This window comes from Allofournierella massiliensis (assembly GCF_004345265.1).
GTDB lineage: Bacteria > Bacillota > Clostridia > Oscillospirales > Ruminococcaceae > Allofournierella > Allofournierella massiliensis.
Map to the genome: position 1 here is coordinate 28,243 of NZ_SLUM01000006.1, position 21,470 is coordinate 49,712.

Here is a 21,470-nt window from a genome sequence, read left to right on the forward strand (position 1 = left end):
ACGACCGATGGATGCGGGGGAAAATAAAAATCAGCGTGCGGGGCGACTTGACGGAAGGCCCTTCCGCGAAAGGAAAAGGAGGTTCAGTCGGGGGGCACAGAGGGTAGGGGCAAACAGTGCGGCCGTAAACCGGTTGCCCAGTGCAGCGCAGAGAAACAGTGCTGTACATGCAGCCAAAACAATTCCCTCCGCGGAACCTGGCCCGGGATGAAGCGCGCCCATCGACCGAACAAAGAACCCGTGCAGAAGAAACACCGGCAGCGTGTGTTGCCCAAGGGACGCAAGGAAGGGCAGCGGGTGTTTGGGCACGATGCGCAAAAGCAGAAGAATCCACGCGGCGCCGGTGGCCAGCAGGATAACCCGCAGTTCCAGATCATAATGCGCGCCCTTGTAAGAGCAGCTGGCATAGAACCAGACGCTGCGCACCGCCGCCCGTCGCAGCCAGAGCATTACACCGGAAATCAGAATCCAGCCGCCCAGTACCGGGAACAGTCTGAAATTGGAAATCTGCGCCAGCCGGCTGCGCAGGCTTTTCAGTTCACCGCCCGCCGCAAGGTGGCCGGCAGCGAAAAAAGGCAGCAGCACCAGCGTGCGGGAAAGGCTCATGCCGTAGCCGATGGTCGGGTCAAACCCAGCGGCCATGGCCGCTGCCAGGCAGCCCGGGAATTTTTGACACCGTCGATCAGGGGAAGAAGCAGTGTCCAGAGCATCATGGAAAACAGATACCACAGCAGCCAGTAGGGGGTGGTATATTGCAGCGGAGCCTTGCCATGCAGCACCAGCCGGTCAAACAGCAGATACAGTGTCTGATACACCAGATAGGGGTAGAGCAGCCGCCGGAAAAACCGTTCCGCATCGAACCGGGCAAACCAGCCGGAGCAGAACACGAACGCCGGCATGTGGAAGGAGTAAATCAGCCGGTACAGCCAGGCGGCGGCAGGGCCGCCCACCAGCTCCAGCAAATGACCGAATACCACCAGAAAAATCAGGATGCCCTTCAGATTGTCAAACCGGGCGTCCCGCTGAGAAATTGCCATAAAAGATGCCTTCTTTTTCAATTGGTTCCGCACCTTTTTTCGGGCGCGACCGCTACCGATTGTAGCACATTCTGCCGGGCAATGCAAAGGGCTTTTTGACGGTTCTGTTGCCTTTTTCACAGCGGGATGCTAAAATGGAAAAAAGCGGGCTCTGGCGCGCAAAAAAGGAGATGTTGTTGATGATTATCACCACTACCCCCTCGGTGGAGGGACGTACCATTCAGGAATACAAGGGTGTTGTATTCGGCGAGGTTATTTCCGGCGTGAATATTTTCCGGGATTTCGGCGCCGGGCTGAGCAATATCTTCGGTGGGCGCAGTGCCGGATATGAGGAAGAACTGCAGAATGCCCGCAACCAGGCGCTGGAGGAGATGAGTGCCCGTGCGGCCCGCCTTGGCGCAGATGCAGTGGTTGGCGTGGACGTGGACTACGAGGTACTGGGCAGCGACAACGGTATGCTGATGGTGAACGTATCCGGTACTGCGGTAGTTCTGGATTGATCTGCATTGAACGGCAAAAAAAGAAAAGGGCCCGCCTCGGGAAGGTTTCCCCGGGGCGGGCCCTTTTGTACGCCATGAAAACACAATATCACAGCATCTTCATAAAGTGGGGCGATCTTTCACAGGCATCACACGATTTATTCAGCTGCAGTTAAAAAATGGCCGGTACAATACAAAGCGTAAGGTTCACTGCTCTCAACCTAGTAAAAGGGCAGACAAAATACAATCCGCTGCCGGCCCCAGCAAAAACGGCGGGCGGCGGTTTATATAAATAAAACACCCGGAGAAGTCGTTCTCCGGGTGTTTTTGTCTGGGTTATTTCTGCTGGTTTTTCTGGTAAATGAGCAGCAGGCCCTTCAAAAGCAGCGCGTCATCAATGATGATCTTGTGGCGGCAGTGGGGCACGATCACATTGGCAAGACCGCCGGTGGCAACCACGGTCACCGGCTCACCCAGTTCCTCTTGAATACGGTCGATCAGACCGTCCAGGCAGGCGGCGTTGCCGTGGATGATGCCGCTCTTCATGCACTCGATGGTGTTTTTGCCGATCAGGCGGCGGGGAGAATCCAGGCTGATTTTCGGCAGCTGGGAGGTGTGGCGCACCAGCGCCTCCAGCGAGGCGTTCACGCCCGGCAGAATCATGCCGCCGATGTAGCTTTTCTCCGCATCCAGCACCTCCACGGTGGTGGCGGTGCCCAGATCCACGATCACCAGCGGTACCGGATAATCCCGGATGCCCGCCACGGCGCATACCACACGGTCGCTGCCCAGCTGGGCGGGGTTGTCCATCTTGATGTGCAGCCCGTTCTTCACGCCGGGGCCCACCACCATGGCCTCATGGCCGGTGACGGTGCGCACCGCCTGGCAGATCAGATTGGTGATGGGCGGCACCACCGACGAGATGATCACGCCTTCCAAAGTGTCCATATTCACGTTGTAAAGTTCCAGCACGTTTTTGATGCTGATTGCGTATTCCAGCGAGGTTTTTCCCAGATCGGTGGAAAGCCGTTCCACAAAAACAATATTTTCCTCCGATTCCAGGTAGCCGATTACGATGTTAGTATTGCCGATGTCCAGTGCAAGGATCATATATCAAAACTCCTCGATCTATGAAAAAATCAGGCCTTGGTGCTGGCAAAGCGCAGCAGCGGCCGGCCCACCAGCGCCACGATGATGGTGGCGACAATGGCTTCAGGAACGCCCTGCAGCCCGATGATGGACAGGATGAAGGGGTACACTGCATCTGCCGCAATGCCCTTGGCCGCGCCATAGCTTTCGCCGAAGAACACGAAGATCAGGTTCATCACCAGCAGGGTGTTGGTCATGGAGCCAACAAAGCCGGCTACGCCCAGGCTCATGGTGAGCTTGCCGGGTGTAGAACCCAGCAGCCGCTTCAGGCCGATAAATACAAAATACGGAAGCACACCCACCAGAATGCGGGGCACAAGGCAGATCAGAAGGCTGGCCCAGTTGCCGTGCACGTCGCCCAGGCTGTAAAAGGGGGTGAACACGAACGAGGTTACGTTGGGGGCCACCGTGTTGTTCACCAAACTGGTGAGGCCGAACACGCCGCCCAGCACTGCACCCTTGCGGGGGCCGAGAAGCACCGAGCCCAGAATTACCGGGATGTGGATGATGGTTGCCCGCATGAAGCCAAGCGGGATGTAGCCCAGAAAGGGTACCATGGCCATAGCAATGATAATGGCCGAAAAAAGGGCGAGCTGCACCAGCCCGCGCGAGTTGTGCGCAGTTCCGTTTTTGTACATATTCAATTGTCCTCCTTGTTATTATTCCCGAAATCGGGATACAATACGCTGTTCAGTATAGCACCAAACCCGAAGCAAAACAAGAAAAGAATGGAACTTTTTTGCCCGGCAGCGGCTTTGGGCCAACACCTTCCGCAGGTGCATTTTTGTGTTATAATAGAAAACAGACAAAACCGGGCTTTTGCAGCCCCGAAAAAGGAGAAACGGCAACATGCTCAAGGGAAAACATGTGGTGCTGGCGGTCACCGGCGGCATCGCGGCATATAAAATGGCCACCATGGCAAGCCTGCTGGTGAAGCAGCACGCGGACGTTCAGGTGCTGATGACCCAAAACGCCACCAACTTCATCAACCCCATCACCTTCGAGACCCTCACCGGCCACAAATGTCTGGTGGATACCTTCGACCGGAACTTTGAGTTCAATGTGGAGCATGTGTCGGTGGCAAAGCAGGCGGACATTGCTCTGGTAGCCCCTGCCACCGCCAACGTGATCGGTAAGCTGGCCAATGGTCTGGCGGACGATATGCTCACCACCACCCTGCTGGCCTGCAAGTGCAAAAAGCTGGTGGCGCCGGCCATGAATACCCAAATGTACGAAAACCCCATCGTGCAGGACAATCTGAAAAAGCTGGAGCACTACGGCATGGAGCTGATCCAGCCGGTGGCCGGCCATCTGGCCTGCGGCGACAGCGGTATGGGCAAGATGGTGGAGCCGGAGGTGATGCTCCAGTACATCCTGCGGGATCTGGCGCTGGAAAAGGACATGCAGGGCCTGAAGGTGCTGGTCACCGCCGGGCCTACTCAGGAGGCCATCGACCCGGTGCGTTATATCACCAACCATTCCACCGGCACCATGGGCTATCAGCTGGCCCGCAACTGCATGCTGCGGGGCGCTGAGGTCACACTGGTCACCGGCCGCACCGCCCTGACCCCGCCCCCCTTCGTAAAGGTGATTCCGGTGGTGAGCGCCCAGGAAATGTATGAAGCGGTGACCAGCCGTGCCGCGGAGCAGGATATCATCATCAAGGCTGCCGCCGTGGCGGATTACCGCCCGGCCACCGTGGCCAGCGAAAAGATCAAGAAGGCGGAGGGCGGCTTTGCCATTCCGCTGGAGCGCACGCAGGATATCCTGCGCAGTCTGGGCGAAGCAAAGCCCGCGGGGCAGTTTCTGTGCGGCTTTGCCATGGAGACCCAGAATCTGGAGGAGAACGCCCGCAAAAAGCTGGAGACCAAGAATCTGGATCTGGTGGTGGGCAACAACGTGAAGGTGGCCGGCTCGGGCTTCGGTGCGGGCACCAATGTGATCACCTTCATCACAAAGGAAGGCGCAGAGCCCCAGCCCCAGATGGACAAGGCCCAGGTGGCCGGCTGCATTGTGGACAAGATTCTGGCCATGCGGGCAGCAAAGTGAGTTTGGCTGCTTCGGCTGATTCCACTTAAATGTATATTAATTACGAAGAACAAAAAGAGTGCGTTGCCCTGAACGGAGGGCGGCGCACTCTTTTTGTGTGCTCTGTTATGGGGAAGGGAGTGGGGGAGCAAGCACTCAGCGCTCGCTGTAAATCTGCTGGCTGCCCTGAATGGCCTGCCCCAGATACCGGTCGATCCATTCCGCCGCGGCCTGCTCATCCCTTGCGCGGATGCAGTCATACAGGCGCTCGGTGTTGCGCAGCAGTGCCTCGATGCCGTACAGCCGGCAAAAGCGCATCCAGAGGGTGATGACCGGGGCTTTGAAGGAATAGTAGATCAGCGGCACGATGCTGTTGCCGCCCACCAGCGCCAGCTCGTGCTGGAACTGAAACGCCTCTTCGGCGGCCTGCGCCGGGTCCTGTGCCTGCGCGATGCGGGCCAGCTGGTCGCCCAGGCTGTCCAGCGCCTCGTCCGATGCATGGCGGATGGCAGAGGTCACCGCCAGATGCTCCAGCGCCTGACGCACCTCCAGCAGCGAACGGATCTCATCCTTGCCCAGTATGCCGTCCCGATATTCCATGATGGCAATCAGGGTGGAAAGGTTGCCCTTGCGGCGGTAGTCCGCCACACAGGTGCCCTGCCGGGGGCGCACCTCCAGAAAACCCTGCTGGGCCAGCTCGGCCAGACCGCCGTTCACCACCGCCCGGCTCACCTGCATCTGGCGGGCCAGCTCCCGTTCCGGGGGAAGCTGGCTGCCCATGGGCAGTTCACCGGAAAGAATCATCCCCTGCAGCTGACGCACGAACAGTTGTTTCAGACTGGGGGAATTCAGTTTTTCAAAGGGCATGCAAATCACCTCATCTTTTGTTGTGGCTATACCACATACCACAAGTCTATTTTACCATGCAATTCGCTTAAGGAAAAGCCATTCTTTTGGGCTGTTCTCTGAAAAACTGGGATTTGATTGACGCGATATCATGGGAATGTTAAGCTATTAACAGCTGGACGGCGGGAAGAAACGAAAGCGATGTACTCTGGTCTGGCCAGAGTACATCGCCGCAACAACAAGGAGGGGGACCCATGGCGGATACAAACAGCAAGGTGCGTGTGATCGAAATCAAGCAGAGCGTGTTCGCATCCAACGACGAACAGGCCGGCATCCTGCGCAGAGAACTGAAGGAAAAGGGCGTGTTTCTTCTGAACCTGATGTCCTCGCCGGGCGCGGGCAAAACCACCACCCTGAAACAGACGGTGAAGGCGCTGGCAGGGGAAATGCGCATCGGTGTGATGGAAGCGGACATCGACTCGGATGTGGATGCCAGGGCCATGGCAGAGACCGGTGTGAAGGCCATCCAGCTGCACACCGGCGGCATGTGCCATCTGGATGCGGATATGACCCGTCAGGGATTGGAGGCACTGGGCACCGGGGATGTGGATCTGGCCATTCTGGAGAATGTGGGCAATCTGGTTTGCCCGGCAGAATTTGATACCGGCGCGGTGAAGAACGCGATGATCCTGTCGGTGCCGGAAGGCCACGACAAGCCCCTGAAATACCCGCTGATGTTCTCGGTGTGCGACGTGGTACTCATCAACAAGATGGACGTAATGCCCTATTTCGATTTTGATCTGGAAAAATGCAGGGAGTACATCCGCATGCGTAACCCGAACGCGGTGGTCATTCCCATCTGCGCCAAAACCGGCGAAGGCATCGAGGCCTGGGCCGACTGGCTGCGCACCCAGGTGAAGGACTGGAAGAGCTGAGAGACAAAGGAAAGGACAAAAGGATATGAGCCAAACCCATTTTCCGTTGGATGAAGAAAAGCTGCCCTTTTCCATCCCGAAGGACGAAAAGCCGAGGGAGAAGATTTTAAAGCTGGGCCAGAAGATCACTGACCGGGTGCCCGCAAAATTACGCCCGCTCACCGCCGAGGACCCGGAATACTGGGGCCTTGCGGGTATCGTTACCGATGAGATGGCGGACGTGGCCCTGAAGATGAAGGTGCGCAAGCCCATGACTCTGCCGCAGCTGGTGAAGGTCACCGGTAAGCCTGCCCAGGAGCTGGAGCCCCTTTTGCAGGAAATGAGCAATGTGGGCCTGCTGGAATACAACTGGGAAAACGAGCGGCGGGAAAAGCAGTATGTGCTGCCCATGTTCGTGCCCGGCAGCGCCGAGTTCTTCAATATGAAGCAGCAGCAGATCGACGAGCACCCGGAGGTCACCGCTTTTTTCGAGCGCATGACCTTCCTGCCGCTGGAGCACATCACCGCCATGGTGCCGCCCGGCGGTGCGGGCATCGGCATGCATGTGATCCCGGTGGAGCAGGCCATCCAGACCGAGAACCGCTCGGTGGATATCGAGCACATCTCCCACTGGCTGGATAAATACGACGGCAAGTACGCCGCCAGCCCCTGCTCCTGCCGTATGTCCCGCGCCAAACTGGGCGAGGGCTGCGGCGATGACCCGGAGGACTGGTGCATCGGCGTGGGCGATATGGCGGACTATCTGGTGGAGACCAACAAAGGCCACTATGTGGACCGGGACGAGGTGCTGCGCATCTTAAAGCGCGCCGAGGACAACGGTTTTGTGCACCAGATCACCAACATTGACGGCGAGAATAAAATCTTCGCCATCTGCAACTGCAATGTGAACATCTGCAATGCCCTGCGTACCAGTCAGCTGTTCAATACCCCCAACATGAGCCGATCGGCCTATGTGGCCAGCGTGACCACCGAAAACTGTGTGGCCTGTGGCCGCTGCGTGGAATACTGCCCGGCGGGCGCGGTGCGTCTGGGGCAGAAGCTCTGCACCAAGGACGGCCCGGTGGAATACCCCCGGCAGGAGCTGCCGGATCGGGTAAAATGGGGCCCGGAAAAGTGGGACATCAACTACCGGGATACCAACCGCACCAACTGCCACGACACCGGCACCGCCCCCTGCAAGACCGCCTGCCCCGCGCACATCGCGGTGCAGGGCTATCTGAAAATGGCGGCGCAGGGCCGCTACGCCGAGGCACTGGCCCTGATCAAGCAGGAGAACCCCTTCCCGGCGGTGTGCGGCCGGGTGTGCAATCGCCGCTGTGAGGACGCCTGCACCCGCGGCAAGATCGATCAGGCGGTGGCCATCGACGAGGTGAAAAAGTTCATCGCCCAGAAGGATCTGGACGCGGCCACCCGTTATGTGCCGCCCATCCAGCCCCCCTCCAACCGGGGCGGCTTCGATGATAAGATTGCCATCGTGGGTGCTGGCCCGGCGGGCCTGTCCTGTGCCTTCTTCCTGGCGAAGAAGGGGTATAAGCCCACCGTGTTTGAGAAAAATGCCCGCCCCGGCGGCATGCTGGTCTACGGCATTCCCTCCTACAAGCTGGAGAAGGATGTGGTGGACGCGGAGATCGAGGTGCTGCGCCAGATGGGCGTGGAGATCCGCTGCAATGTGGAGGTCGGCCGGGACGTGACGCTGGACGAGCTGCGCGCCCAGGGCTACAAGGCCTTCTATCTGTCCATCGGCTGCCAGGGCGGCCGGATGGCAGGCATCCCCGGTGAGGATGCCGAGGGCGTGACCACCGCGGTGGAGTTCCTCCATCGGGTCAGTGAAGACGAGACCACCCCGGTCAGGGGCCGGGCGGTGGTGATCGGCGGCGGCAACGTGGCCATCGACGTGGCCCGCTCCTGCCTGCGCTGCGGTGCGGATGCGGTGGCCATGTACTGCCTGGAGCAGGAAAATCAGATGCCTGCCTCCCCGGAGGAGATCGCCGAGGCCCGGCAGGAGGGTGCGGTCATCCATTGTGGATGGGGCCCCAGCCGCATTTTGCAGGAAAACGGCAAGGTTACCGGCGTGGAGTTCAAGCGCTGCGTATCGGTCACCGATGCAAACGGCCGCTTCGCCCCGGTTTACGACGAGAACGACACCATGACGGTGCCCTGTGATCAGGTGTTTATGAGCATCGGCCAGAGCATCCAGTGGGGCGGGCTGCTCACCGGCAGCACCGTGCAGCTGGGTGGCGGCAGACGGGCACAGGCAGACCCGCTGACCTATCAGACCGCCCAGCCGGATGTGTTCGTGGGCGGCGACGTGTACACCGGGCCCAGCTTTGCCATCGACGCCATTGCCGCGGGCAAGCAGGGCGCAGTGTCCATTCATCGGTTCGTGCAGCCCAACACCAGCATGACCATCGGCCGGGATCGCCGCCAGTTTATTGAGCTGGACAAGGACAACGCGGTCCTCACCGGCTACGACACCGCCGCCCGCCAGTATCCCGCCATGGACGGTCGCATTGACCACACCCGTTCCTTCCGGGATGCCCACGGCACCTTCACCGAGGAGCAGGTGAAAACCGAGACCGCCCGCTGCCTTGGCTGCGGCGCATCGGTGGTGGACCCCAACAAGTGCATCGGCTGCGGCCTCTGCACCACCAAGTGCGAGTTCGACGCGATTCACCTTTCCCGCGAGCTGCCCGATTGCAGCAACATGGTGCGCAGTGAGGACAAGTTCAAGGCCATCCTGCCTTATATGCTCAAGCGGGAAATGAAGATCCGCTTCGGCAAAAAGGAGAAATGAGCCATGCATGAACTGGGCATTGTGTTCCACATCATCCGCGGTGTGGAAGAGGTGGGCCGCAAAAACCGGGTGAAGCGAGTCAGTGCAGTGACCCTGCAGCTGGGCGAGGTGTCCGGTGTGGTGGAGCACTATTTGCAGGACTGCTGGCGCTGGGCGGCAGATCGTTGCGAGCTGCTGAAAGGCGCGCAGCTGCGGGTGGAGACCATCCCCGCCCAGACCCTGTGCGAGAGCTGCGGCGAGATTTACCCCACCGTGGCCCACGGCAAAACCTGCCCGGCCTGCGGTTCGCAGCAGACCCACCTGCTGCAGGGCAGCGAGATGCTGATCAAGGAGATCGAGGTGCCCGAAGAAAACGACGTTCCCTCCGAACCGGAAGGGGAGGGGGAACTCCAGTGCCCGGTTTGCGGCCGGGCCTGAAAAGCCAAGGCAATACCGCACAATTCCAGGTGGTGGAGCGCGCCGGAAAATTTTTTGGAAAATAGCACGGGAAATTTTGGCGTGATACACCGCCTGAGGCATTTGCCGTGAATTATGCGGTGTTGCCACAATTGGAAAAAGCCGGTGCACAAAACGCACCGGCAAAAGGAGGAAAATTATCATGTTGTTCCAGATTTATGGAGAAAATGCCGGCTTCCAGCTGTTGGGCTGGGTGCTGGTCTTTGCGGGCCTGGTGGTGCTGAACGAGCTTTCCCGCCGCACCAAACAGGGAGGGGTGTTTTTCTTTCTGATTCTGCCCGCGGCGCTCACCGTGTATTTCGTGTCCATCTATGTGGGCGCGGCCATGGGGGCCGAGTGGGCGTTGAATAATCCCACTTATGTGCACATGAACAGCTGGTTTCACTATGCCAAGCTGTATGCGGCCACCGCAGGCTGCATCGGCTTCATGATGATCAAGTATAAGTGGGGCATCGGCAAGCAGCCCTGGTTCAGGGTGTTCCCCTTTGCCATCGTGGCCATCAACATTCTGATCGCCGTATGCAGCGATTTCGAATCCGGTATCCGGGGCGCCATGGCTCTGGCGGCTACCGGTGACCGGTGGTGGCTGTCCAGCGAGAATGTGTGGCTGTACGGCGGCTGGTGGAACTGGGTCAACGGCATTGCCGGTATCCTGAACATCCTGTGCATGACCGGCTGGTGGGGCATCTATTCTTCCAAAAAGCACGACGACATGCTCTGGCCGGATATGACCATTTACTTCATCATCGCTTACGACCTGTGGAACTTCGAGTACACCTACAATAACCTGCCCACCCATGCCTGGTACTGCGGTCTGGCCCTGCTGCTGGCCCCCACCTTTGCCAACGCGCTGTGGAACAAGGGCGGCTGGATTCAGAACCGGGCCAACACGCTGGCGCTGTGGTGCATGTTTGCCCAGGTGTTCCCCGCCTTCCAGGATTACAGCGTGTTCAGCACCTTGCCGGTGATCTATTCCGACGGTGTGATGGATGCCTCCGTGCGCCCCGCAACCGCGAATCCCACCATGCAGGGCGTGATCGCCATTCTGGCGCTGGCAGCCAATGTAATCGTGCTGGCCATCATCATCAAACGGTCGGTGGAGCAGAAGAAAAATCCCTACAAGAACGAGATTTTCACCGATCATCGTGATTACCGTCAGGCCATGGCCCGGGCGGAGGCTATCCGATAAACTGCTGAAAAAACTTGCAAAGGCTTAACAAAATTTAACACAACCAATCCATTCTCCTCTTTCCTTGCCCCGGCGGCGCAGAATTCCCCCTCTGCGCTGCCGGGGCCTTGTTTTTGCCATGTTTGGCAGGTGGAACTTGTGATGATTTTTGGAGATTTCTGGAAGAATTTGCTTTTCCGGCTTTTTACAAACGATTTACCGGAAAGTGGCGGAAACGGAAAAAAGAATCCGGTATCATACCCAGTGTACCGAGCGGTGCGCCCCGGAAGAAGTGAGGGCGACCCGGTGCAGACAAGGGGGAAGAGAAAAGCAATATGGCAGAGATCGTTTTGAAGAATATCAGCAAAGTTTACGATAAGGGCCAGCGTGCAGTGGATAATTTCTCGCTGCACATCCGGGATGGGGAATTCATCGTGTTCGTGGGTCCCTCCGGCTGCGGCAAATCCACCACACTGCGCATGATTGCCGGTCTGGAGGAAATCTCCGAAGGCGAGCTGTGGATTGGCGATGAGCTGTGCAACTATGCCGAACCCGGTGAGCGGGACCTTTCCATGGTGTTCCAGAACTATGCCCTGTATCCGCAGATGAGTGTATATGACAATATGGCGTTTTCCCTGTCGGTGCGCAAGGTGCCGAAGGAGCAGATTGCCCGGCGGGTGGACAAAGCCGCCGAAATGTTGGACATCAAGCATCTGCTGAATCGGCGCCCGGGCCAGCTGTCCGGCGGGCAGAAGCAGCGGGTGGCCATCGGCAGCGCCATCATGCGCGAGCCCCGGGCCTTTCTGATGGACGAACCGCTGTCCAATCTGGATGCAAAGCTGCGGGCCCACATGCGGGTGGAACTGGCGGCACTGCACCAGAAGCTGGGCGCAACCATGATCTATGTGACCCACGACCAGACCGAGGCCATGACTCTGGCCGATCGGATCGTGGTGATGAAAGAGGGGCGCATCCAGCAGGTGGCCAGCCCTGCCGAGCTGTACAGCCGCCCCACCAATCTGTTTGTGGCGGGCTTCATCGGCTCGCCGGCCATGAACTTCCTCCGCGGTACCGTGGAGGAAGGCGATGGCTGCATCGAGTTTTGCACAAGCCAGGGGATGCGTCTGCCGCTGACCTTTGACCAGGCGGCGGGCCTGTGGCCCCGGTGCCGGAACAGGGAAGTGGTGCTGGGCATTCGCCCGGAGGATATTCTGCCCACGCGGGCGGAAAACCGGGTGATGGGCCGTATGGATGGCTGCCTTACCGCCTGCGAGGGCCTGGGCCACGAGACCATTCTGCATCTGGAAACCGCCGACGGCGAGTTTGCAGCCCGGGTGAAGGAACGCACCGGAGCCCGTGCGGGAGAAAACGCCACCCTTTGGCTGGATATGGAAAAGGTCCACTTCTTCGATGGTGAGACCGAACAGAATCTTTTTTATCAGTGGAGCGATTGCGAATGAACCAGTTACGTCAACGGCTCACCGGCGTGAGCCCCTATTGTTACCTGATCCCCTGCTTTGCCGTGTTCGGCATGTTCCTGTTTTACCCGTTTTTCAAGACCATCTATCTGAGCCTGTTCCTCACCGATAAGCTGGGCAGAGCCAAGATCTTCGTGGGGCTGGAAAACTACACCGATCTGCTCACCTCCGAGAGCTATTACAACAGCATTCTGGTCACCCTGATTTTTGTGGTGATCGTGGTGTTCGGCAGCATGCTGCTGGGCCTTGCCACCGCGGTGCTGTGCAGCAAGACCTTTCCGGGCATCCGGGCCTTCAGCACCGCTTATGCGCTGCCCATGGCCATTGCCTCCAGCGGCGCGGCCATGATCTTCAAGGTGATCCTGAACCCCACCATTGGTGTGTTCAACAAACTCACCGGGCTGGACATCAACTGGATCAGCGATCCCCGCTATGCCCTGATCTGTGTGGCAGTGCTCACCGCCTGGCTGAACAGCGGCATCAATTTCCTTTATTTCTCCGCAGGCCTTGGCAACATTGATGAGTCCATCTACGAGCGTGCATCGGTGGATGGTGCCAACAGTGTTCAGAAATTCTTCCGGCTCACCCTGCCGGGCCTGAGCCCCATCATCTTCTACACGTTGGTGGTCAACATCATTCAGGCGTTCCAGTCCTTCGGTCAGGTGAAGATCCTGACCCAGGGCGGCCCCGGTGAATCCACCAATCTGATTGTATATTCCATCTATCGCGACGCCTTCTTCAATTACAAGTTCGGCAGCGCGGCCGCCCAGTCCGTCATCCTGTTCCTGATCATCATGGCGCTGACACTGGTCATGTTCAAAGTGGAAAAGAAGGGAGTCAAGTATTAAATGGATATGCCTGTGAACCAGAAGGCCCCGATGAGCGGCGTGCTGCGCCGGGGCCAGTATACCGAAGAGCAGCTGGCGGCGCTGCATCGCCGGATGAGTGCTGCCGCGCTGCGCCGCCGCCGGATCAAAACCGGCGTGCTGGTGACTCTGAATGTAGTGGTTGCCCTGTTCATGCTGTTCCCGCTGCTGTATGCGGTCAGCGTTTCCCTGATGACCGGCAGCGAGCTGTTCACCATGGATATGAACCTGATCCCCAGCGCCCCCACGCTGGAAAACTACCTGCGCGCCTGGGCTCAGGTGCCCCTGCTGCGCTTTATCCTGAACTCTTTCATTGTGGCCGGCTGCATTACGCTGGGCCAGATCATCACCTGCTCGCTGGCAGCCTTTGCCTTCTCGTTTTTGAACTTCAAGGGCAAAAACCTGCTGTTCATGCTGGTGATGGCCACCATGATGGTACCCGGCGAAGCCACCATCATTTCCAACTACCTGACCGTGAGCCAGCTGGGCATTCTGGATACCTATATCGTGCTGATTGTGCCCTCACTCACCTCCGCCATGGGGATTTTCCTGTTCCGCCAGTTCTATATGACCTTCCCCATCTCGCTGTACGAATCCGCCAAGCTGGATGGTTGCAGCAACCTGCGCTTCATCGTGCGAATTCTGCTGCCCCTTACCAAATCCGCCATCGGGGCAATGTCCGTTTACACCTTCATCAACGCCTGGAACATGTACATGTGGCCCCTGCTGGTTACCGGTTCTCAGGAGATGCGCACCGTGCAGATCGGTATCAGCATGCTGGACAACACCGATGCCCAGTCCATTACTCTGATGATGGCCGGTGTGGTTTCGGTGATCATCCCCAGTATGATCATCTTTGTGGTGGGCCAGAAGCAGCTGATCCGGGGCATGTTCTCCGGTGCAGTGAAGGGCTGACAAGCGATGCAACCGGCAAAATGCCGTTTGTAAATAGAAAAAGGATAAGCAACGAAGTATAATAAGTTTTGAGGAGAGAAAAGAAATGCAGAAAAAGAAGATCCTGGCGGGCGTTCTGGCCGCCGCAATGGCAATGACCACTCTGGCCGGCTGTGGTGCGGGCGCCGCAGGCGATTCCTCCGTGGCCGCCGGCACCGCCGAGACCACCGCTGCGCAGACCACGGCCCAGACCTCCGGCCTGATCAGCGAGAATTTTGCCAATGTGGACACCAATGGAACCAAGATCACCTTCTGGCATTCCATGGGCGGCGTGAACGGCGAGGCCATGACCTATCTGGTGGACAAGTTCAACGCCGAAAACGAGTACGGCATCACCGTGGAGGCCGTGTATCAGGGCAGTTATGACGATGCCATCAACAAGCTCAAGAGCGCCCAGATCGGCAACATGGGCGCGGATCTGGTGCAGATCTACGACATCGGTACCCGCTTCATGATCGATTCCGGCTGGGTCATCCCCATGCAGGAGATGATCGATGCTTCCGGTTATGACATTTCCCAGATCGAGCCCAACATCGCCGCCTACTACACCACCGGCGACGGCCTGTACTCCATGCCCTTCAACTCCTCCACCCCTCTGCTGTACTACAACAAGGATATGTTCGAGGCCGCCGGCATTGAACAGGTTCCCACCAGCTTCTCCGAGATTGCCGAGGCCGGCGAAAAGCTGAAGGAGGCCGGCTGTACCGAGCCCATTGCCATCAGTGTGTATGGCTGGTGGTTCGAGCAGTTCATGGGCAAGCAGGGCCTGGATCTGGTGGACAACGGCAACGGCCGTGACGCGGCCGCCACCAGTGTGGTGTTCGATTCCAACGGCGGCGCTTTGAACATTCTGAATGGCTGGAAGGAGCTGTACGATGCGGGCATTGCCCCCAATGTGGGCCGCTCCGGCAGCGACACTGCCACCACCGACTTCACCTCCGGCAAGGCTGCCATGATGTTCGGCAGCACCGCTTCTCTGAAGCAGGTTCTGCAGGACAGCGGCGATTCCTTTGAGGTAGGCACCGCCTACTTCCCCAAGGTCAATGATTCTGATGAGGGCGGCGTGTCCATTGGCGGCGGCTCTCTGTGGGCCCTGAACAACAACGACGAGACTAGGGCCGCGGCCACCTGGCGCTTTATCGAGTTCCTGATTTCGCCCGAGTCTCAGGCTTACTGGAATGCCCAGACCGGTTACTTCCCTGTAACCACCGCTGCTGCCGAGCAGGATACCTACAAGCAGAACATGGAGCAGTATCCTCAGTTCCAGACCGCCATCGACCAGCTGCATGATTCCGCTCCCCAGTATGCGGGCGCTCTGCTGAGCGTGTTCCCCGAGTCCCGCCAGATCGTGGAGACCGAGATTGAGGAGATGCTGAGTGGCGGCCAGACTCCCGAGGAGGCTGTACAGTCCATTGCAGATCAGATGAACGAAACCATCGAGACCTATAACCTGATCAACGGCTGATCTTCCCATCGCCGGAAGCACGACCGGGAAAAGATTCCTCTTTTCCCGGTCTTTCGGCTTGAATGTACGAAAAAGGAGAGTATGAACCCATGAAACAGACCAAAGTATTTGCTCACCGGGGGGCCAGTGAGTACGCGCCCGAAAATACGCTGGAGGCCTTCCGCCTTGCCATGGAGCAGGGGGCCGAGGGCATCGAGCTGGATGTGCATCTGAGCGCGGACGGGGAGCTGGTGGTCATCCATGACGAGAAGCTGGAACGCACCACCAACGGCAAGGGCCTTGTGAAGGATCACACACTGGCTCAGCTGCAGGCTCTTCGGGCGGACAATCACATGGAAGGCTATGAAGCGGCCCGCATTCCCACCCTGCGTCAGGTGCTGGAACTGGTGCGCCCCGGCAAGATGCAGGTGAACATTGAACTGAAAACCGGCATTCTGTGGTACGAGGGCATCGAGAAAAAGACGCTGGAGCTGGTGAAGGAGCTGGGCATGCAGGATCGGGTGATCTACTCCTCCTTCAACCATTACAGCATCGAAGAAGTGCGCCGTCTGGATCCCGCTGCTGAGACTGCGTATCTGTTCAGTGATGTGATTTTTGAGGTGGAAAAATATGCTGCCCGTCACGGAGTGAAGGGACTGCATCCTGCCCTGTGGCATGTGAAAATGGCGGATTTCCTCACCGACTATCTGCAGAGTGGCCTTGCTGTGCGGGTATGGACTGTGAACCGCCCGGAGGATATGCGCCTGTTGATGGAGCGCGGGGTGGATGCAGTGATCACCAACGACCCCAGGCTGGCGCTGCAGGTGCGCGCAGAGCTGGGGGAAAAGGAGTAAGCCGCCGGTGGAACAGCTGCGTCAGAAAAAACTCTTTCTGCTGGATATTGATGGGACCATCTGCAAGGGCGATGGCCTGATCGACGGGGCGGGCGCCTTTCTGGAAGCCATTCGTCAGCGCGGCGGGCAGTTTATCTTCATCACCAACAACGCCACCCGCAGTACTCGGGATTATATCCGCTTTTTCCGACAACTCGGGGTGGAGACCAGCCCGGATCAGTACATCACAGCCGCTTATGCTACCATCCAGTATCTGAAAGAACACTGTGCGGGCAGGCTGATTTATGGCCTCGCCACCGACTCCTTTTTGCAGGAGTGCCGGGAAAACGGCATTCATATCACCACCAGCCTGCAGCCCGGTATCGACTGCGTGCTGGTGTCGTATGACAACCAGCTTAATTATGAGAAGATCAAGGATGTGTGCCGGCTGCTCACCGAGGGCGAACCGGAATACATTGCCACCAACCCGGATCTGGTCTGTCCGGTGGAATTCGGCTATCTGCCGGACTGCGGCGCCATCTGCAACATGATCGAAACTGCAACCGATAAGCGGCCCCGCTTCATCGGCAAACCGGAGCCGGCCATGGTGGAATACGCCCTGCAGCGCACCGGCTGCACCCCGGAGGAAACTCTGGTGGTGGGCGACCGGCTGTATACCGATATTCTGTGCGGTGTGAATGCGGGGGTGGATACCGCTCTGGTACTGAGCGGTGAGGCTACCCTGCAGGATGCGGCAGCCTTTGCTCACCCGCCCCGGTTTCTGTTCCCTTCGGTGAAGGAGCTGGCGGAGGCTATTGTTCCCACCCGGAGCAATGCGCCTGCGATGAAAGCCGTTGTGCAGACCGGTACGGCAGAAGCCTGTGCCGGATGAACCATACAAACAAAAAGCTGTTTCCTCTGCGCTTGAGGAAACAGCTTTTTTGTGTTGTAATCGAAGGCTTATTCCGGCTGTTCGGTGACCTGTGGCTCCCGGATACGGGCCACCACCAGCATGGCGGCGGCGAACAGCAGAAAGCTGAACACGAAGGGCAGGCGACGGTCCAGGCTGGAAAGCAGCCCTGCCAGATAGCCGAAGGGGGAGGAGAGCGCCACCGTGGAAGCAATGATCAGGGCGTTCATCCGGGCCCGTTCCTGCGCATCCAGATTCAGCTGGAGCAGTGCATCCTTGCGCGGGTTCACCAGTGCGGCGCCCACGGCGGTAAGAAATACATACAGAAGAACCGCAGTTAAACTGCCCAATGGTGCAAGAATCAGCACCAATGCGCCCGCGCCGTAAAGGGTCAGCCCGATCCAAAGCGGCATCCGGAACCGCTCAAAGTGAAGCCGATGCTGCAGGCCTACCATGAAGATCAGCATCACTGAGGCGTTCAGAATGGGGAACAGGGCCAGAAAGTTTTCCGAAAGCCCCAACCGCTGGGTCACATACAGGCTGAAAAAGCTGTTGTTGATCATGGTGGTGATGTACAGAATCACGGAAACGGCCATCGCCTTTACAAGACCGGGGCTGCGCAGCAGGCTGGGGATCAGCTGGCGGTAATCCCCCAGCATCTGCAGTACGGAAACACCCCGTGTCTGTTCCCGCCGGATGCGGCCCTGCCCGGTTTCATGGCAAAAACGGAAGGTAATCAGCGTTTTGGCCACCATGGTGAGGGCAAACAGGAAATACAGCACCCGCACCACCGGTACGATGGAGTAGGCATTCACGAACAGGCCGGAAAGAGGGGCAAAAAACACTGCCACCAGCCCGCCGATGGTCACCCAGGTGTAGATTTCCACCAGATCGCCGGGGTTGGCGTCCTCGATAAGCAGGCAGAACCAGGCCGTCTGGTTTACCTGCTCAAAACAGTTGAGCACCGCCGCAGCCAGAAACATCCAGAAATTCTGCGATACGGCCCACACGAGGCAGGCGATTGCCCAGCCGAAAAAGTCCCCCAGCATGGTGGTGAATTTTCGGCCCAGCTTGTCGGTCAGAATGCCGCCCAGAAAGGCGATGATTACCTGCACCACCATGGTTACCGACAGAATCAGTCCGATCTGCACATCGGTCACGCCAAGGGTATACATATAAAGGGTGGCAAAGGGCGTGATCAGGTTATAGGGGATCCCCCACAGCGGCTCGATCAGAATCAGGGTGCGGGGGTTGCCCTTGTTGTTTGCAAGCACCTGAAGAAGGGCGTGCTGTCTGCGTCCGGTTTTGGCTGCATTTGGTTCCATAGTTGAATCTCCTGCTTTTTGCATTTCTCAACATTCTACCATACCCGCAGCCAAAGGGGAAGAGGACACCCGTCACCTGTGTGTGTCTGGTCGATGAATCCCCACAAAAACGATTCCCAGCGGGCTTTTCCGCTGGCAGAGCACCAGCTCTTCACCGGACAGCGCGGCCTTGTAGGTATTGTCGAGTACATTCAGCGTTGTTTCGCTGCCGTCTGCCAGCTGTACGGTCAGGGTGGAGAGGTCTTCGCCGCCCGTGGGGTCTGCGGCGTGGCTGCCCAGAATCACCAACGGGGAATGGACAACCGGCCCGCTGAGCATCAGATTGGCCCCGTATACAAACGTGGTGGAAAAGAAGATAAGCAGGAGCCCCACCAGCATGACGGATTCCTGACGCAAACGGCGAGGGGTGAGCCGTGCGAACAGGGCAATCAGCAGAGCGGCCAGAAGCACACTCTGAATGCCCCACGCCAGACCGGGCTCTGCCACCTGCATAATCCAGCGAGACCAGAGGAAATAAACCTGCCCAATGTAAGGCAAAGTGAACCAGAGCAGAAGAACAAAGGGGGCCTTGATGTGCATGGCGCGCCATTCGTCCGTAGCGGGTTTGGCGCGTTCCTCAAACAGCAGCACCGGAGAAAAACGAAAACAGATTACGAAAAAGGGAAGTGGGGCGAGAGTGATCAGCCAGATCATGGGCATGAAAGAGAGAACACCTTTCAGATACAGAGCGGCCGGAAGAATTCCGCCCAGTCCAAGCAGGACCACGGTGACCCACATCCCGAAGCGAATCTTATTCAGATGATTGTGCCAGCGGGTACGGTATTCTTCTTTCCAGCAAAGGGGTTCCGGTGCGGAGCGGTTTCTGGTTGCTGTTGCCTTTTTCATGGCGGGCGTCGGTACCGGCATCTGGCCCCGCTCCTTCAGCCAGTTCTGCAGATTGTTGAAACCGGGCATCATGGTTTCCACGGCGGCCAGCTTGTTGCCGTTTGCGTCCAGCAGGTGAACAGACTTGTTGACAGTCAGCCGAACGGATACAATCTGACCGGCATCAAAGCAGCGCAGGCGGCCAAAAAGATCGCTGTATGCCAAACGGGTTGCGGAATTTTCCTCCCAGAGATACAGAGCGCGGTTGTGATGGTCAAGAAGGCACCAGACTCCCAAAGGGGAGAATAACACACCGACAAGAAGTACGAGGGCGACAGTGTTCCCATCCGGCTGCGGGGCTGCTGCTCCGGCAAGGACGGTGATGATACCGATCAGCCACATGGGAATAGCAAACCAGACCACCCAGCGGCATTCCCGCACCATCACCGTGGGATGAATGGATTCTGGCAGGCGGGGCGGACGGCAGAAAAGCAGCATCAGGGCCATCAGCAGACAGACCACGGCAGCAATTGGCTTCCAGAAAAAAGGACCGATGTTGCCGGTTTTCCAGCTTGCAAGAAGAATCAGCACGGCCGCCACCAAACCGGCTGTGCCGCAGATTCGGGTGGGCCAGGGGCTGGCCGGCACGGGAAGAGACATCACGGTCAGTTCAGGGTGGAAGGTTCCTTCGGATGCAGGGGAAGGCGAGGTTCCGGCGGCTTCTTCTGGCTGTGTCTGCCCCGCCGGTGCAGCCGATTCCAGGTTGTACCCGCAGTGAGGACAGCAGGCGGTATATTTGATATGAACGAGCAGAGCGTCTCGAAGCAGAGGAAGTGGATGCCCGCACTGTGGGCAAACCCAGTGTCGGCGAAGGGCACTCCATTGCAGTATAACCAGAAGGACGATCAATACGAGAGGGCAGGTAAGGGCCCCGAGCAGCCACCGGAACTCGGCAGTCTGGCTGAACATGGCCAGACAGAATACAAGCGCAACCAGCAAAGCCAGCGGGATCCAGCGGCACCGGCGGGCGGCAGCCCGTTTTGCTGTCTGGTAGACCGCGTTACTGTTACAGGCTTCTGATTCTGGATTTGAAGAAGTATCCACGGGATGTGCCGGGGAATTGCGGCGCGGCTCTTTGGAATCGGGCATTTGAAGGTCCCACTTTCGCATAAGTCTCTATGATGAAATCAATCAGGCATAACTTCGTTACAATCATTTCTGGCCTGCGCAACGCCTCAACAGGATAAAAAACAGAAAAGCCCTGCGCGTACACTGCCGGAAAGGCAGAAAAGCACAGGGCAAAAATGGCCGCAAAACAGACGTTGGTACGGTGCTGAATGGTGCAGCAGGTGTACCAATAGATTCCACATTTGGGTTGTTTATGTTGCGGGGGATCAACCGGAATAGAAGCCTGTTCACAAAAGCTCATCTCCTTTTATTGATTTTATTCTACCACAGGCGAATTGAAATTGAAATGTGGCAGTGATACTATGGAGTAAGCTACAGGAAAAAGGTTCTGGAGAGGAGCGAATGAGATGAATCCGGAAATGAACAGGGAAAACGGTGAGAATCCGCAGAGCACTTGCCCAATAAAGGAACAGTGGAACCAGGAGGTTGATGCCCGTTCCAAAATCACTGCGCTGGAATTTATGACAGCCGCCACCCAGATTCTGACCATTCTGTGTCTTGTTAAGGGAAACCCGGCATGGAAGGGCAGTCTGGCTCTGCTGTTTGTCGGGGCTGCGGCCAGTCTGTTTTACAAATATGACCAGCATGGAGAAAAGCCGTATCTCTGGGTTGCAATCGGCGCAGGAATGGTTGGGCTTGCACTGCTGGCCTGGTTTGCAATTGCAGGATAGTACCAAACCTGGATGGGTTACTTAGCATTTGGATGAGCTGTGAAG

General features: G+C 58.0%; 21 protein-coding genes. 14 read left to right on the forward strand and 7 right to left on the reverse strand.

Annotation, left to right across the window (positions count from 1 at the left end):
- Positions 1–30: 30 nt before the first annotated feature.
- A complete protein-coding gene (locus tag EDD77_RS04440; RefSeq protein ID WP_058966783.1) occupies positions 31–642 on the reverse strand; it encodes a hypothetical protein in 612 nt (203 codons plus the stop codon).
- A complete protein-coding gene (locus EDD77_RS04445) occupies positions 603–1,037 on the reverse strand; it encodes an acyltransferase family protein (RefSeq protein ID WP_132587320.1) in 435 nt (144 codons plus the stop codon). The genes EDD77_RS04440 and EDD77_RS04445 overlap by 40 nt, the downstream gene beginning before the upstream one ends.
- A gap of 179 nt (positions 1,038–1,216) precedes the next feature.
- Between EDD77_RS04445 and EDD77_RS04450 the strand changes: the two genes are divergently transcribed.
- Positions 1,217–1,537 carry a putative heavy metal-binding protein gene (locus EDD77_RS04450; protein WP_058966779.1) on the forward strand — a complete coding sequence of 107 codons (321 nt, stop codon included), beginning with the start codon at positions 1,217–1,219 and terminating at the stop codon, positions 1,535–1,537.
- A gap of 315 nt (positions 1,538–1,852) precedes the next feature.
- Here EDD77_RS04450 and EDD77_RS04455 read toward each other — a convergent pair whose 3' ends face one another.
- Positions 1,853–2,626, reverse strand: a complete 774-nt coding sequence (locus EDD77_RS04455; protein WP_058966778.1) for a type III pantothenate kinase — start codon at positions 2,624–2,626, stop codon at positions 1,853–1,855.
- 29 nt (positions 2,627–2,655) lie between these two features.
- Positions 2,656–3,303, reverse strand: coding sequence for an ECF transporter S component (locus EDD77_RS04460; RefSeq protein ID WP_058966776.1), 648 nt, complete (start codon positions 3,301–3,303; stop codon positions 2,656–2,658).
- Between the two features lie 211 nt (positions 3,304–3,514).
- On the opposite strand from EDD77_RS04460, the gene coaBC reads away from it, so the two are divergent.
- Entirely contained in the window at positions 3,515–4,714 is a 1,200-nt protein-coding gene (coaBC, locus tag EDD77_RS04465) for a bifunctional phosphopantothenoylcysteine decarboxylase/phosphopantothenate--cysteine ligase CoaBC (protein ID WP_058966774.1), read from the forward strand.
- A gap of 135 nt (positions 4,715–4,849) precedes the next feature.
- On the opposite strand, the gene EDD77_RS04470 is transcribed toward coaBC, so the two are convergent.
- Positions 4,850–5,560, reverse strand: a complete 711-nt coding sequence (locus tag EDD77_RS04470; RefSeq protein WP_058966772.1) for a FadR/GntR family transcriptional regulator — start codon at positions 5,558–5,560, stop codon at positions 4,850–4,852.
- 233 nt (positions 5,561–5,793) lie between these two features.
- Between EDD77_RS04470 and hypB the strand changes: the two genes are divergently transcribed.
- The 10 genes from hypB to EDD77_RS04520 all read left to right on the forward strand — a co-directional run bounded on the left by hypB (position 5,794) and on the right by EDD77_RS04520 (position 17,359).
- A complete protein-coding gene (gene hypB, locus EDD77_RS04475; RefSeq protein ID WP_058966770.1) occupies positions 5,794–6,474 on the forward strand; it encodes a hydrogenase nickel incorporation protein HypB in 681 nt (226 codons plus the stop codon).
- 25 nt (positions 6,475–6,499) lie between these two features.
- The gene (locus EDD77_RS04480) at positions 6,500–9,268 is read left to right on the forward strand and encodes an FAD-dependent oxidoreductase (RefSeq protein ID WP_082669683.1); all 2,769 of its coding nucleotides are present in this window, start codon (positions 6,500–6,502) and stop codon (positions 9,266–9,268) included.
- 3 nt (positions 9,269–9,271) lie between these two features.
- Positions 9,272–9,685, forward strand: a complete 414-nt coding sequence (locus EDD77_RS04485) for a hydrogenase maturation nickel metallochaperone HypA (protein ID WP_058966768.1) — start codon at positions 9,272–9,274, stop codon at positions 9,683–9,685.
- Between the two features lie 181 nt (positions 9,686–9,866).
- Entirely contained in the window at positions 9,867–10,913 is a 1,047-nt protein-coding gene (locus EDD77_RS04490) for a DUF5692 family protein (protein WP_058966766.1), read from the forward strand.
- 314 nt (positions 10,914–11,227) lie between these two features.
- Positions 11,228–12,352, forward strand: coding sequence for an ABC transporter ATP-binding protein (locus EDD77_RS04495; protein ID WP_058966764.1), 1,125 nt, complete (start codon positions 11,228–11,230; stop codon positions 12,350–12,352).
- Positions 12,349–13,218 carry a carbohydrate ABC transporter permease gene (locus EDD77_RS04500; RefSeq protein WP_058966762.1) on the forward strand — a complete coding sequence of 290 codons (870 nt, stop codon included), beginning with the start codon at positions 12,349–12,351 and terminating at the stop codon, positions 13,216–13,218. Before EDD77_RS04495 ends, EDD77_RS04500 begins: the two co-directional genes overlap by 4 nt.
- A 171-nt stretch (positions 13,219–13,389) precedes the next feature.
- Positions 13,390–14,151, forward strand: a complete 762-nt coding sequence (locus EDD77_RS04505; protein WP_455577865.1) for a carbohydrate ABC transporter permease — start codon at positions 13,390–13,392, stop codon at positions 14,149–14,151.
- Between the two features lie 85 nt (positions 14,152–14,236).
- Entirely contained in the window at positions 14,237–15,655 is a 1,419-nt protein-coding gene (locus tag EDD77_RS04510; protein WP_058966760.1) for an ABC transporter substrate-binding protein, read from the forward strand.
- 89 nt (positions 15,656–15,744) lie between these two features.
- A complete protein-coding gene (locus EDD77_RS04515; RefSeq protein ID WP_058966758.1) occupies positions 15,745–16,488 on the forward strand; it encodes a glycerophosphodiester phosphodiesterase in 744 nt (247 codons plus the stop codon).
- Positions 16,489–16,495: 7 nt separating this feature from the next.
- On the forward strand, positions 16,496–17,359 hold the full coding sequence (locus EDD77_RS04520) for an HAD-IIA family hydrolase (RefSeq protein ID WP_242868481.1): 864 nt from the start codon (positions 16,496–16,498) through the stop codon (positions 17,357–17,359).
- A 68-nt stretch (positions 17,360–17,427) separates the two neighbouring features.
- Here EDD77_RS04520 and EDD77_RS04525 read toward each other — a convergent pair whose 3' ends face one another.
- Together EDD77_RS04525 and EDD77_RS04530 are read right to left on the reverse strand one after the other, a co-directional pair.
- Positions 17,428–18,702: an MFS transporter gene (locus tag EDD77_RS04525; protein WP_132587321.1), complete on the reverse strand. Its 1,275-nt coding sequence runs from the start codon at positions 18,700–18,702 to the stop codon at positions 17,428–17,430.
- 72 nt (positions 18,703–18,774) lie between these two features.
- Positions 18,775–20,157, reverse strand: coding sequence for a hypothetical protein (locus EDD77_RS04530; protein ID WP_132587322.1), 1,383 nt, complete (start codon positions 20,155–20,157; stop codon positions 18,775–18,777).
- Positions 20,158–20,367: 210 nt separating this feature from the next.
- Between EDD77_RS04530 and EDD77_RS04535 the strand changes: the two genes are divergently transcribed.
- Both EDD77_RS04535 and EDD77_RS04540 read left to right on the forward strand, forming a co-directional pair.
- Positions 20,368–20,646 (forward strand): hypothetical protein, encoded by a 279-nt coding sequence (locus tag EDD77_RS04535; RefSeq protein WP_058966751.1) that lies wholly within the window; start codon positions 20,368–20,370, stop codon positions 20,644–20,646.
- A 455-nt stretch (positions 20,647–21,101) separates the two neighbouring features.
- Entirely contained in the window at positions 21,102–21,425 is a 324-nt protein-coding gene (locus EDD77_RS04540) for a DUF6442 family protein (protein WP_242868480.1), read from the forward strand.
- Positions 21,426–21,470 lie beyond the last annotated feature (45 nt).

Coding starts and splice junctions, on each gene's coding strand:
- EDD77_RS04440 (WP_058966783.1), bottom strand. CDS start 642: ATGGCCGCTGGGTTTGACCCGACCATCGGCTACGGCATGAGCCTTTCC.
- EDD77_RS04445 (WP_132587320.1), bottom strand. CDS start 1,037: ATGGCAATTTCTCAGCGGGACGCCCGGTTTGACAATCTGAAGGGCATC.
- EDD77_RS04450 (WP_058966779.1), top strand. CDS start 1,217: ATGATTATCACCACTACCCCCTCGGTGGAGGGACGTACCATTCAGGAA.
- EDD77_RS04455 (WP_058966778.1), bottom strand. CDS start 2,626: ATGATCCTTGCACTGGACATCGGCAATACTAACATCGTAATCGGCTAC.
- EDD77_RS04460 (WP_058966776.1), bottom strand. CDS start 3,303: ATGTACAAAAACGGAACTGCGCACAACTCGCGCGGGCTGGTGCAGCTC.
- coaBC (WP_058966774.1), top strand. CDS start 3,515: ATGCTCAAGGGAAAACATGTGGTGCTGGCGGTCACCGGCGGCATCGCG.
- EDD77_RS04470 (WP_058966772.1), bottom strand. CDS start 5,560: ATGCCCTTTGAAAAACTGAATTCCCCCAGTCTGAAACAACTGTTCGTG.
- hypB (WP_058966770.1), top strand. CDS start 5,794: ATGGCGGATACAAACAGCAAGGTGCGTGTGATCGAAATCAAGCAGAGC.
- EDD77_RS04480 (WP_082669683.1), top strand. CDS start 6,500: ATGAGCCAAACCCATTTTCCGTTGGATGAAGAAAAGCTGCCCTTTTCC.
- EDD77_RS04485 (WP_058966768.1), top strand. CDS start 9,272: ATGCATGAACTGGGCATTGTGTTCCACATCATCCGCGGTGTGGAAGAG.
- EDD77_RS04490 (WP_058966766.1), top strand. CDS start 9,867: ATGTTGTTCCAGATTTATGGAGAAAATGCCGGCTTCCAGCTGTTGGGC.
- EDD77_RS04495 (WP_058966764.1), top strand. CDS start 11,228: ATGGCAGAGATCGTTTTGAAGAATATCAGCAAAGTTTACGATAAGGGC.
- EDD77_RS04500 (WP_058966762.1), top strand. CDS start 12,349: ATGAACCAGTTACGTCAACGGCTCACCGGCGTGAGCCCCTATTGTTAC.
- EDD77_RS04505 (WP_455577865.1), top strand. CDS start 13,390: ATGCTGTTCCCGCTGCTGTATGCGGTCAGCGTTTCCCTGATGACCGGC.
- EDD77_RS04510 (WP_058966760.1), top strand. CDS start 14,237: ATGCAGAAAAAGAAGATCCTGGCGGGCGTTCTGGCCGCCGCAATGGCA.
- EDD77_RS04515 (WP_058966758.1), top strand. CDS start 15,745: ATGAAACAGACCAAAGTATTTGCTCACCGGGGGGCCAGTGAGTACGCG.
- EDD77_RS04525 (WP_132587321.1), bottom strand. CDS start 18,702: ATGGAACCAAATGCAGCCAAAACCGGACGCAGACAGCACGCCCTTCTT.
- EDD77_RS04535 (WP_058966751.1), top strand. CDS start 20,368: ATGAACGAGCAGAGCGTCTCGAAGCAGAGGAAGTGGATGCCCGCACTG.
- EDD77_RS04540 (WP_242868480.1), top strand. CDS start 21,102: ATGAATCCGGAAATGAACAGGGAAAACGGTGAGAATCCGCAGAGCACT.